This is a genomic window from Gilliamella sp. Nev3-1 (assembly GCF_001690435.1).
In the GTDB taxonomy this organism is placed as follows: domain Bacteria; phylum Pseudomonadota; class Gammaproteobacteria; order Enterobacterales; family Orbaceae; genus Gilliamella; species Gilliamella apicola_C.
On the sequence record NZ_LZHN01000063.1, the window covers coordinates 68,432 to 80,126 of the forward strand.

The 11,695-nt window shown below is 37.3% G+C and carries 9 protein-coding genes; all 9 read right to left on the reverse strand.

Features of this window, described 5'->3' with window-relative positions:
• Positions 1-182: 182 nt before the first annotated feature.
• The 9 genes from cdiI to A9G40_RS09685 all read right to left on the reverse strand — a co-directional run bounded on the left by cdiI (position 183) and on the right by A9G40_RS09685 (position 11,687).
• Positions 183-563, reverse strand: coding sequence for a ribonuclease toxin immunity protein CdiI (gene cdiI / locus A9G40_RS09645; RefSeq protein ID WP_065582862.1), 381 nt, complete (start codon positions 561-563; stop codon positions 183-185).
• The gene (locus tag A9G40_RS09650) at positions 560-1,105 is read right to left on the reverse strand and encodes a CdiA family toxin C-terminal domain-containing protein (RefSeq protein ID WP_065582863.1); all 546 of its coding nucleotides are present in this window, start codon (positions 1,103-1,105) and stop codon (positions 560-562) included. The genes cdiI and A9G40_RS09650 overlap by 4 nt, the downstream gene beginning before the upstream one ends.
• A gap of 113 nt (positions 1,106-1,218) precedes the next feature.
• A complete protein-coding gene (locus A9G40_RS09655; RefSeq protein ID WP_065582864.1) occupies positions 1,219-1,425 on the reverse strand; it encodes a hypothetical protein in 207 nt (68 codons plus the stop codon).
• A gap of 12 nt (positions 1,426-1,437) precedes the next feature.
• The gene (locus tag A9G40_RS09660; RefSeq protein WP_065582865.1) at positions 1,438-6,414 is read right to left on the reverse strand and encodes an RHS repeat-associated core domain-containing protein; all 4,977 of its coding nucleotides are present in this window, start codon (positions 6,412-6,414) and stop codon (positions 1,438-1,440) included.
• Between the two features lies 1 nt (position 6,415).
• Positions 6,416-7,099 (reverse strand): DUF4123 domain-containing protein, encoded by a 684-nt coding sequence (locus A9G40_RS09665; protein WP_065582866.1) that lies wholly within the window; start codon positions 7,097-7,099, stop codon positions 6,416-6,418.
• A 399-nt stretch (positions 7,100-7,498) separates the two neighbouring features.
• Positions 7,499-7,645, reverse strand: a complete 147-nt coding sequence (locus A9G40_RS14365) for an integrase core domain-containing protein (RefSeq protein ID WP_081302226.1) — start codon at positions 7,643-7,645, stop codon at positions 7,499-7,501.
• 29 nt (positions 7,646-7,674) lie between these two features.
• On the reverse strand, positions 7,675-9,561 hold the full coding sequence (locus A9G40_RS09670; protein WP_065582867.1) for a DNA topoisomerase III: 1,887 nt from the start codon (positions 9,559-9,561) through the stop codon (positions 7,675-7,677).
• 262 nt (positions 9,562-9,823) lie between these two features.
• Complete coding sequence (gene zntB / locus A9G40_RS09680; RefSeq protein ID WP_081302227.1) at positions 9,824-10,825, reverse strand: zinc transporter ZntB; 1,002 nt, start codon at positions 10,823-10,825, stop codon at positions 9,824-9,826.
• A gap of 85 nt (positions 10,826-10,910) precedes the next feature.
• On the reverse strand, positions 10,911-11,687 hold the full coding sequence (locus A9G40_RS09685) for a heme ABC transporter ATP-binding protein (protein ID WP_065582869.1): 777 nt from the start codon (positions 11,685-11,687) through the stop codon (positions 10,911-10,913).
• Positions 11,688-11,695 lie beyond the last annotated feature (8 nt).

Below are 11,695 nucleotides of genomic sequence, written 5' to 3' on the forward strand. Positions count from 1 at the left end.
TATCATAACGATAACGGCGTGGCTGATGCCCGGTGATTTCGGCAAGCTGCCCGTTATAATGATACTGATATTGCCAGATTTAATGCGATAAAAATCAAACAAGATAAGCTAATTGTTAAATTTTTTTTGTTAATTTTAATAAATAAAACATACCCCCACTAATTATGTGGGGATTTCACTATTTACTTTGAATAACGTTCTCTTAATTTATTCATATAAAATTCGATTGAATCTTTATCTTTAGGATGCGCTTCAATATAGCTATTAGATATTATTTGCATAAGTTCAACAAATTTTGGGGGAGATATTGTGGAACTTTCATAATCTCCAAACATAAAACTTACTTCATCAAATTCTTCAGGATTATCCCTGTCTTGGTCTAATGCATAACCACACCCCTCGGACGGTGAACATCCAATTCCTTTGGAAGCATCATATAAAAACTGTAAAAAATTCATTTTTTGTTCTTTATACATTATTTCCAATAAGCTATATAAATCTCCTCCATCATTTTCAATTAATTTTTTTTCAATTTTTTTCAACCATTGTATATTATTTGTCATCTAATACTCCTCGGCGGCATTGTCAAAAATGCATTATTTATTTTATTAGTTTTTGGGTCATGTGTCACTCTGAACCAATAGCCATCTACTTTAATATCATACACGTTCTTTGTCGGATTTGATTGAAAATAATCTTTTGCTTGATGTGCTGCTTTATTTGACATCTCCGCTACTTTTGCATCAGAAAGTATTGCAGGATCATAGGTGGTTTTTCTTTCAACACCTTTGTATCCGGTTACTTTTCCTGCATTTGGTCCATTTCCGGCTATAGCTGGAATTTGATACTCATATTCAATCAACCCAGGATATTGTCTATCTGTGTACTTAGGGTTTACAATTTTAGCACCTGTTATTTCAATAGATTCTAGAAATGCATCTTGATTATGAGCACCAGAAATTGTACCTTGTTTTCGATTTATTACTCCTAATTGTTTATTATGAGTAGTAACATCTGATACAAAAGTATCTGGTACTAATTGTGTATCAGCTTCTTTTCCAACAATCCCCTCAACGCCCTTGTCAGCAACCTTATTGCTGGACATCCGGTTATTATTAAGGTGAGTTAAAACAAGTTCATTATTGAACTTACGATGCAGATCTAAAAAAGATAAAAAAATCCCAACATCAGGCAGAAATTTAACAAGCTTTAATTCTGTTATAAATTAATATTGTGTTTCTCTGCTAGTTCACTAAGCATGATCCCAAATTCTAAAAGATCTTCTCTAGTCCACCCTGTTAAGGTAGGAATTTCATTTACACTGCATGAAACTAAAACAGCAGATTCAAGCTCTCTTATTAAGTTAAACTCCCTCTCACTCATTTGAACATTTAATAAATTATTTTGTTTCTCTAATATCTTCATTTTAAACCTCAGTTAATTCATTGGCGGTGTTTTTTGGATTGGTAAACGTTTAATATAGTTATCCCATCCAATATCATAATCAGGCCTAAATGCTGTACTTTCACCTTTACCCGGATTTCTTATAACAATAATTCTTATATTTGAAGCTAAATAAACAACTCGCCCGTCAGAGTAATAACGTACGTCTGTCGGGTTATTAATAACTTTTTCTACATGTTGTCGGAACTGCTCTCGTGTTCTAATACCTAGGGAATTAAATTCACCTCGTTGTAAAACATGCTTATCAAAAGCATGTCCATTGGCTATTTCTTGAGATGCTAATTGAGCATTTAATTTAGGATTATTGGCGGCATTCTCTGCTCCTGTAGCAGGTTTTGTTACTGTAGCTCCCTTTCCAGCAATGCCCTCAAACCCATTATTTTCAATCTTAATTAACCCTAACGGATCTATCCAATTTATCGGATCGCCATTGACATATTGATAACTATTTAATCCGCCCAGTATACCTAGTGGGTCTTGGGTGATATATCTGCCGGTAAATGGGTCGTAGTAACGGTTTAGGTTGTAATGAAGTCCTGTTTCCTCATCATAATATTGCCCTTGGAACCTCAACGGATTATCCGGCAGGGCTTGGGTATCATCCTGATGGTAGGTTTCGTTTATTATCTGCCCATAGGCATTATACTGGCATTCGTAGAGCGTGTCACCCAAGCTGCCGGTAAGGGCAATGGGTGTGCCGAGGTGGTCGTTTTGGTACCAGTAGAGTTTGATATTGTCTTGCTGCGCATTGCCGTGCACCAGGGCTAATGGGCGGTAAGAGTCTGGCTCGTAAAGGTAGCTTTGCCAGTGTTTATCGTTATCGGTCTCGGCAATAAGCCGACTACCTTGCCAGATAAACTCGGTGATTTTACCATCTACGATTTTGCTAGTACGACGGTTAAAGGCATCATAAGTATAAGTGATGATAAGCCCTGTCGGTTTAATCACTTTGATAAGTCGATGCCGGCAGTCGTACTCATAGTGGGTAACTAGACTGTGGTTTTTTCCGCGTTTTTCGGCAATTAGGTTACCAAAGCGGTCATATTCAAAGTGTTTATCACTAAAAAAGGTTAATCGGTTGCCTTTGGCGATATTGGCATGAAAAGGCGTGGGGGCTAGTGCTTGGGTTTCACTGATTTTATTGCCCGTTGGGTCATAATCAAACTGCTCGACTTTTTCAGCATGATGTTGCTCGGGATTGACCTCAGGGTAAGTCACTGTGTGTAATTGACCGGCGTTATCATAACGGTAACGGCGTGGCTGATGTCCGGTGATTTCGGCAAGCTGTCCGTTAGGATTGTAGTGATATTGCTGTTGCCAAATTGGCGTTGGCGAGGTTTGGGTGCTGATATCATAACTATGATAACGTTGATGGGCAATAAGTTGCCCTAGCGGGTCATACTGGTAACGGTTAACCAGCCCATTACCCTGACGGCGTTCATACTCTCGCCCTTGTTTATCCCAACGAAAAGCGGCTAATGGCTGGTGGTCGAGTGTCATCCCCAGTAGCTGACCCTGATTGTAATGATATTCTAACCATTGCCCATCGGGCAGTTTAGTGCCATTGAGTAAGCCGGTGATTTCATCGTAGCGATGGCGGATAGTCGCCCAGTTTTGGTGCTCGGCCGTTAAACGACCAACTTTATTATATTCCCATCCTAAAACCGATTGCCCATCGAGTATTTGTGTTAATAATCCATTCTGATTGTAACTATAGTGCTCTTTTATGCCATCAGCTAGCTCTTTTACGATGAGTTTTCCACGGCTATCACGTTGGTAGCGGGTAATGAGCGGTTTTTCATCATGTTGGTTACCATACTCGTGTTTTTCAATTAAATGGCCATTTAAATCGTAATGATAAGTGGTTTTTACCTCGTCAAAACCAATTTCTTCACTCAATTGCCCCGTTGGCGTGTAGCTGAAGCGGTAACGTTCCCCTTTCTGATTTTCAATTTCACTGATTTGTAGATGGATATTATCATAACGAAATTTCAGCCGTTCGCCATCTGGCAGCCGCTTTTCGGTCATTAAATGTAATGGCGAAGCGTAGTCATATTCTGTGACTTTACCCGCTTCATCTTTAAACCAAGTCACTTTGCCATAAGCGTTGTATTGATACTCACGAGTGGTGTTATTCGGGTAGGTGATTTTTGTGATTTGTCCTAAATCGTCATAAGTATAATAGGTCTTGCCCTGTTGTCCATCACTGACGACCGTGAGCCGAAGTAAAGCATCATAACTAAATTGAAAAAGACGTCCATCGGAAAAGCCTAGCTGTTGTAATTCACCGTTATCTCCCCACGTAAAATGTTGTTCGCTACCATCAGGGTATTGGGTCGATAAACGCTGTCCATCTTCATTATAACGATGACGAGTGAGTAAACCGTCGGGCGTTTCCAACTCAATAATGTCGTCGTGATGGTTATAACGTATTCGCCATATCAGCCCATTTTTTTCAATTCGAATAATTCGTCCACGTTGCCAAGTATAATCTTCATAACTGTTGTCTGGGTAAATAATGGTTTTTAACTCGGCATTAACCGTATATTCATAGTGGGTTTGATGCCCTAACGCATCAATCTCAACGGTTTTCAATCCCTCTTCATTATACTGATAGGTTTTGGTCGCCCCATTAGCATCGGTTTCTGACTGTAACAAACCATCTTTATGGGTGTAACACTTTTGACTGCCATCAGCCATGGTGACAATCACGTTTTCATCTTGCCATGTGTAACGTTCATCTAATTGCCCAAAGTTACCCCATTGACGTAAACAACGAACATCTTGACCTTCACCCTCCCAGACCCAGTTAAATTCAGCGCCTCCAGCCATTGTTCGCTTTTGAATAACATTTAAGGCGTCATATTCATACGTTTCAGTTTGACCTGCTGCGTTAGTTGCCCCAATAAGTTGATGATGGTCATTATAGTGATAGTGCATTAGAGGGTGCAGCGTTTGCCATTCCCCTTCCACTAAAATCTGAATAGTGACCGTATCAATCAGTATTGATTGCTTATCATAATAACCAAAAGCTAAACGTCGTGTTTTATCTTGCTGAGGTTGTAAGGCTATCAAGCGATGATGATTATCATAAACCACATTGAGTCGGTGACCATACTTATCAGTAATAGCACTTAAATAGGCCGTTTGTTCAACTCGTTTGAAATGATATCGTACACGGTTGTTACCTTTTTTATACAAGACGTATTCATCGGCGGTGTCGCTTAAATAAATGCTTGACTCGGCTACCGGATTAATGATGATGGGGTCTTTTTGGGTAGGTAGCGGAAACGTGGTTAATAAGTTTTCATCATCCAACCAGACAACTTCTTCACCCTCAAATAATAAGTAGTGCGCCAGAGAGTGGCTCCATCCATAGCCTAATCCAATATTGTGCTCAACAGCGCTGCTTCGGTAACAACGTTGCCAAATAAAAGGCAATAAACCTTTAAATTCACCATCATCAAGGGTGAGTAACTCTTCACCCGTTACCATCGATATGGGTTCACCACTTTGAGCTGGATTGCGTGAGGTTCCTTTTTTATTACGACTTTTAGATAAGCTAGATTTTGCCTTTGCAATTTTTTTCTCGCCTATTTGTATCCATGACTTCAAGCGTGCGGATAACTTAATATATTGGCTTGATGATTTGATATGCTTAACCACATTAATACCATTCCCGCCCAAGATAGCCCTATTAGGTTTGATTGCTTTCATGCTTTGTTTTAAGCCATCGCTCATTTTGGTCATGGAGTTAATAAATCGGCCCCCCCCATTTATCGCACTAACCGATTTGCTTACCCCTGCTGTGACCCCTTTAAATATCAACGCTTCAACAAGGAATTCAGCAACAAATTCCATTACTGATATCATTATGGCGGAGTACATTTCACCCGCAAATACCATTTGATAATGCGGTGGAAGCATCGCCATCCAGCTTTGCGCATAATACGCAGCAAGATAAAAACGAACTTCATCTTGTAATAAGGTCAGCGTTGGTTCGTCACTAACTACACGCTCTTTAAATAATTCATCAATCCAACCACGAAAATCCCATTCTTCAAGCTTTTCTAGCGCTTTTTTGTATTTTTCTAATTTGTCATCAACGCCCGTTACTAGCCCAACATTCCACCATTGAGATAATAACTGATATTGTTCTGCAATCTCTAATGTAGAATAGGATTCCCATTCTGGCAATATCTCATTGGTCCAGTTATCTTGCAGCTGTTGATGTAACTCATCGATAATCATTTGATAGGCTTGTAACCAGTTGTCGACATCGCCTTTTTCAACGGGCAATACCACAACATGGTATCTTGAATATTTGGCAAATTTTTCGTCTGACCAGTCTAACTCTGCTTCACCGTTTTCATCTAGTGTAATGATATACTCTTGTTTTTCAGCTTCAGAAAGAGGAATATCTTCGTCTACTATGTACGGAATAGCATTCGTAGCACTAAAATACTGGGTAAGCGCTTTGGATTGATAAGGAATTAATTGAATTTTAACTTGACTTAAAATGACTTTTTCGTTGTTAAGCCCCTCCATATTATAACTGATTTTGACTTTCCCTTTATTCGCGCATTTGGCACAATAGGGTTTATTAATATTAACCACTTGTGTTGAACGTTGATAACTTGATAATTTTTCTTTAATATCAACATAAGGAATGACATTCGATGCGCCCCATCGCTTCATCCTTGCTTTATATTCATCTTGAGTTTCTTTTGAAAATGTAGATAAACAAGTTTTTAATTCAGTTAATAATGTATTAGCTCTTTTAATATAAAATTGTGGGTCTTCCTCTTTTTCGACAAGAAACTTAATAATTGTTGCACGGACAGATAGGTCCTGAACATTTATCGCTCCTTCAGGGCTTACAGATACTGGCGGGAGTACGCTGTTAACCTCTCGGGTAAATTTACCTATATTATTGTCATTATTGTCCATGTTAAGTTTCCTTTTTTTCTTTATCCAACTGCTGCAATATAAAATCAAAGACGTTTTGTTTTTTAGTTGGTAACGATAAAAGATGAATGATTTTTGTTTCTAATACTTGATAAGGGAAAGCGGTATATATATCCAAATAATTTTCTTGTAATAATTGTAATATATGGTTGACTAAAAGCTTAGGTTGGGTAGCAGATAATTGTTCTAATAGATTTTGTGGCACCTGCCACCAAGGCGAAGTTTGCACCGCTTGCTCAACGGGTACATGCACCACATGTGATTGGTGATTAATCCAGTAAAAAGCAAAAGCAGGCAGCACGTCTTGCCAGCTATCGGTAAAATAATCAAGCATGATTGACAAGTATTCACCATCCCAATAGCGAAAAAACACCGTTTCACCATCGGGCATAATGGCCTGGGTTAAGCTCCGTAAATGGGCGCAGATGTCTGCAAAGGGTAAATGAGAGCGTGCCAGCCAGCCCCAGTCTTTGTGCTCAGTGTTATTAATCCAATCTAAAAAGGGGCTATGCTCATCAAGTCTCACTAGCATAGGCATAACAGAAAACCAGTGCTCGTAAGGAGTACCACTATAAAGACCATAGGGCGTTTGTGAGCCATCAGTGATATAGTAGTTTTTAACCGCTTGCGCATCGCTGACATTAGAAAGTACGGCATACAAAGGCATGGCAGAGGTAGCGGTAATCGTGCGCCATTAAGACAGTGGCATAGCTAGCATAATCTGCTCCTTGCATTGCGCAATAAAACCCGTACTACTAAAAATCCGTTTAACTTATAAAAGACAAGAAAGGGATATTGAATAAGGCGATTGATGATTAAAGCAATATGACTAACAGCGCGCTCCATGATATTTACCTAAATTCCTTTAGAAAGTATTAAGAAACCGAAAAATAAAGGTATTTTTTAGCTAAGATAAGATTATTTTTTATTCTATGTAACCTTTTTTTAGTCTATTTTTGTTATTTTTTACTTATTTTGAAAAATCAATACATATGTATCAGGTTGTTACGCTTGGCGTAAATGTGTAAATACCCCCTCAAACTTAGCGCACAACTGACGTAGAAAATTAAGTTACTTGTTTTAGTGTTTTACATTCAATTGACGTCATGTTCTTCAATGTTCCATGCGGTCTTTCCGTGTTATAAATCATTACCCCTTCTTCGGTTACTCTCTTCGCTTGCGCTAAGTTGTTAAAAAGATATAAATCGAGCATTTCATTCTATTTTGATGAAGATAGCGACACTAAGATCTAATATTCAATCGCGCATTTTTTAACTGATTAACAAGCTCTAGTAGTGATAAATTGAGTTGGTGCATAAATTGCTGGTATGAAAACTCTTTTTTGCTAATTTCATCTAATTGTAATTCCCAATGTGCTGTCATGTCGGGCATCGACATGATATCAGGTAATGATAAAATCAGATTTTTACCCACGTCTGTTGAACGTATTGTTTTACCTTGACGAGTCAAAAACTGGCGTTTAAATAACAATTCGATAATACCAGCTCTCGTTGCTTCGGTACCTAAGCCATCCGTTTCACGTAATATTTTTTTTATTTCTGGATCTTTAACAAATCGGGCAATACCCGTCATAGCCGATAATAATGTGGCATCGGTAAAGGCTCTTGGTGGCTGGGTTTCTTTGCTCAGCAATTCAGTATCAACACATTGCACAGTTTCACCCTTTTTAACCAATTTAGTTAATAACCCATTGGTTTCATTATCATCTGCATCAGTTTGGTAGTTTTTATTCCTAAATAGAATCTTCCAACCCTCATCAAGCATTTGGTTTGCTTTAGCAATAAATTTCCCGCCTTGAATATCAACATCAATTTGCAATTCGGCATATTTGTAAGCAGGATAAAATTGTGCTAAATATTGCGTTGCAATAACTTGATAAACCGCCTTTTCGTTATCGCTCAAATTTGTCATTTTAGTTTTGCGTAATGTTGGGATAATAGCATGATGTGCTTCGACTTTTTTATTATTCCAAGCTTTGGAACGCAAAGTAAAACTTGCCTGCTCAATAGCAGTTTGAAGCTCAGGGCAATTATTTTCAATAGCAGACTTAACGCCCATAATTTGTTTTAAATGATCTTCAGGTAGAAAGCGACAATCTGATCTTGGATAAGTAATTAATTTGTGCTTTTCATATAACGATTGACAAATGTCGAGTACATCTTGCGCACTTAATCCATTTTTCCTAGCCATTTCAATTTGCAGTGCCGATAAATTAAATGGCATGGGAGGCGCCAACTCTTTCTTTTTGTTGCTAACTTTATCAATTGTTCCTAGTTTACCTTTTATGCGTTGACAAACATTTTCAGCCAACTTTTTGACTAATACTCGCCCTTCTTCATCTTGATAAGGTGCACAGGCTTCGCTTGGTTGCCATTTTGCCTTAAATGTTTCATTGTCTTTGGTTTGTAATACAGCAAACACTTCATAAAAAGGTTTAGGTACAAATTGCGCTATCTCTAAATCACGCCTAACCACTAACCCTAAAATAGGTGTTTGTACTCGCCCAATTGATAATACACCTCGATAACCGTTTTTTTGTCCAACAATAGTGCAAAGCCGGCTCATATTAATGCCATAAAGCCAATCCGCTCTAGCTCTTGCCAATGCAGAGGTTGATAAAGGAATAAAATCTTGGTTATTGCGTAATTGTTGTAATGATTTTTCAACAGCGCTCGCATTTAAATCACTAATTAAACATCGCTGTATAGCTTTGCGTTTGCTCGGCGGTAATTGGCAATAATTTAAGACTTCATCCACCAATAATTGTCCTTCTCTATCGGGATCACCTGCATGTACAATTTGATCGGCAGAGTTAATTAGATCGACCAAAATATTAAATTGTTTTTTTGTATTGTCTTTTGGCATTAAGATCCATTTTTCAGGCACTATAGGTAAATCACTCATCACCCATTTTTTATATTTAGGATCATAAATTTCTGGTGTAGCTTGCTCTAGAAGATGACCAATACACCAGCTAACAATATCACCATTACTTGCTTTAATAAAACCATTGCCTTTTTGGTGAGGTTTAGGCAATACATCAGCAATAGCTCTAGCTAAGCTGGGTTTTTCAGCAATAAATAAACGATAAGAATGATTAGATCGCATAACAATGATTATTCATTAAATATTTCAAGCAACATACGCTTCATAAAAGAGAGTATCTAATGTATAGTCCAACAATGTAGCCACATTCATCAATAGAAAATTATACAAACCCCAGCTTGGTAAAAAAACGCAAACAAAACAAATTAACTTTTCGCAATTAGTTTTTTGCTGGTTGTTAAATAAAGGCTTAATAATATCCTTATCACTAACTGTATAAACAATCACAACCTTTTGTCCATTTTTTGTAAAAATGCGACCACAATTACCACCACTTTTTATATTTAAGCCAAATAGCCGAAGCAATACAAATAACAACAAGCAGTAATATTAGCCCAACAAAAGACCATTCTTGTTGGCTAAAAGGAATACCCGCTAAATTGACGCCAAGTAAACTAGTTAAAAATGTAATCGGCGTAAATATAATGGTAAATAGTGACATTAAGTAAATTCTTTTATTGGTTGATTCGGCCAAGAAACTATTAATTTGCTCCATTATTGAAGCTAACCGCAATAAACAGCTATCTATGTCAGATACATAATGGTTTTGCTGATTGGAAATATCGTGTAACCGTTGACGATCGTTATCATCAATCCATGAAATTCTTTCAGTCGAAATTTTTACAAAAATATCACGTTGCGGTGATAACAACCGACGTAAAACGATCAATTGTTTACGTACACGGCCTATTTCTTTATATGAAAATATCCGTTGGTTAAGAACTAAATCTTCTAGCCTGATGATTTTATTATGAGTACTATTAAAAGATAAATTCACTTGATCGCTAATTAAATCAGATATTTGAATTAACCAATCAGCAACATCCACAGGTCCAATGCCTTTATCTAAATTGTCTTGCAGCTGAGAAATGGCGCCAATTTTTTGATGTCGGGTTGAAATAATCATGTTATCGGTGATATAAAAACGGAAAGTCACAATAGGATCTGGAAGTTCATTTGGAATAAAATTCACCCCTTTTAAAACCACTAAAATCCCCGACTCAAAACGGATTTCTTTAGATATTTGGTTCGATTTTATCAATTCGTTTTTGATCAAATCAGGAACTAAATGGGTGGTATTAATCCAATTAATGGTTTCTTGCTTAGCAAAATCTAAATGAATCCAAAATGGCTGTGTAACTGAAGGAACACTTTGTTCATTAAGTGGCATTGCTTTGCCTTTACCATCTAGCTGGCAACTAAAAGCCGGTTTAGCATCTAAGAGATGTGAAACAGAAATAGAACTGGTACTATTTTGATTAGTCATAACCGCCCCCCATTTGTTATTTTTTCAAATTATATACTGAATTTAGCTTAAAATGGAGTAACCTATTAGAGTTTATTTATTTTGTTTAACGCATTAAATAAATTTGAGGTACACAAGCATTATCTGGATGAGGATAAATCCCTAATTCTACCTTATACCAACGGTTAATATTTTCTGAGGTTAAAACATCTTTAGGTATACCTTGTTTAACAAGTTTTCCTTGATTAATTAATAAGATCTTATCAGCATATAATGCAGCTAAATTGAGATCATGCAAAACACAGCATACGGCTAATTGTTGTTCGCAAGCCAGTTTCTTTAATAATCTTAAGGTTTGTTGCTGGTGATATAAATCAAGTGCCGAAGTAGGCTCATCTAAAAAGAGCAGTTTTTCAGTTGACTGTACTTGCCACAACTGCGCTAAAACTCTAGCTAACTGCACGCGCTGTTGTTCTCCACCAGATAAGTTACGATAATCTCGATTTGCTAGTTTTAAACAATCTGTTTGCTGCATAGATTGTTCTATTGCTATATCAAAATCAGTTTTTCCATATGGCGAACGCCCCATAGCGACGACCTCTTTTACTTTAAAAGGAAACGTCAATTGGTTATGTTGTAGCATTACCGTGCGAATTTTAGATAATTGCTTTTCTGACCATTTTGACAACGGTTTATTTAATAAATAACACTCTCCTGATGATGGCTTTTGGTAACCTGTTAACAAACGCAATAGTGTTGATTTTCCTGCACCATTAGGTCCAATAATAATGGTAATTTTGCCCACTTCTATAGTTAAAGAGATATCATTAATTAAAGTGTGATTTGCATAATTAAAAGTTAAATGTTGAGCAGTTAGCATCATTAGATTCC

What these genes read in the sequence shown, in the direction of transcription:
- cdiI (WP_065582862.1), bottom strand. Translation starts at nt 563, where the DNA reads ATGACAAATAATATACAATGGTTGAAAAAAATTGAAAAAAAATTAATT.
- A9G40_RS09650 (WP_065582863.1), bottom strand. Translation starts at nt 1,105, where the DNA reads ATGTCCAGCAATAAGGTTGCTGACAAGGGCGTTGAGGGGATTGTTGGA.
- A9G40_RS09655 (WP_065582864.1), bottom strand. Translation starts at nt 1,425, where the DNA reads ATGAAGATATTAGAGAAACAAAATAATTTATTAAATGTTCAAATGAGT.
- A9G40_RS09660 (WP_065582865.1), bottom strand. Translation starts at nt 6,414, where the DNA reads ATGGACAATAATGACAATAATATAGGTAAATTTACCCGAGAGGTTAAC.
- A9G40_RS09665 (WP_065582866.1), bottom strand. Translation starts at nt 7,099, where the DNA reads ATGCCTTTGTATGCCGTACTTTCTAATGTCAGCGATGCGCAAGCGGTT.
- A9G40_RS14365 (WP_081302226.1), bottom strand. Translation starts at nt 7,645, where the DNA reads ATGCTCGATTTATATCTTTTTAACAACTTAGCGCAAGCGAAGAGAGTA.
- A9G40_RS09670 (WP_065582867.1), bottom strand. Translation starts at nt 9,561, where the DNA reads ATGCGATCTAATCATTCTTATCGTTTATTTATTGCTGAAAAACCCAGC.
- zntB (WP_081302227.1), bottom strand. Translation starts at nt 10,825, where the DNA reads ATGACTAATCAAAATAGTACCAGTTCTATTTCTGTTTCACATCTCTTA.
- A9G40_RS09685 (WP_065582869.1), bottom strand. Translation starts at nt 11,687, where the DNA reads ATGATGCTAACTGCTCAACATTTAACTTTTAATTATGCAAATCACACT.